The organism is Vibrio sp. 10N.286.46.A8, from assembly GCF_041470165.1.
GTDB lineage: Bacteria > Pseudomonadota > Gammaproteobacteria > Enterobacterales > Vibrionaceae > Vibrio > Vibrio tasmaniensis_A.
This window is the reverse complement of record NZ_JBFRLX010000309.1, coordinates 1-373: the sequence shown is the minus strand read 5'-3', so window position 1 is coordinate 373 and position 373 is coordinate 1. Positions and strand designations below refer to the sequence as shown.

The window sequence follows — 373 nt, the reverse complement described above, 5'->3', positions numbered from 1 at the left end:
TTATAATATCATTAATAGCAATACATAAAATGAAACATTTGCTGTGTTCGTTACTTTGCTCTCTATATCTTTTCTTATCGGGCGATTCATTTTTCTCATGCGTTAAATATGCAATATTAGATTTTGCTAGTGGATGGTTGTGTAAATGTCGGTCAGATTTATTTGTTGCTAATTCGCGAGCCAAGAACGGAAAGTTACAGGTGGTAATCTTGTAAAATATTCAAGTGAGTATCACTTTCAATTAGCTGTTGGATTTTAGCCAATAAAAAAGCCAGCTTGGTGGCTGGCTCTGTTTGGGTATCGAAAACGACGTTTACGAGAATGCTGTCTCTACAGCGGCTTTCTCGACTCGTGTTTTATACCAATCGTAGTA

1 protein-coding gene is annotated in these 373 nt (G+C 36.5%); it reads right to left on the bottom strand.

Annotated elements, in window-relative coordinates:
• Nucleotides 1–184: hypothetical protein (locus AB4232_RS21925; protein WP_372088008.1), on the bottom strand; the 184-nt coding region annotated here is incomplete at its 3' end.
• Nucleotides 185–373 lie beyond the last annotated feature (189 nt).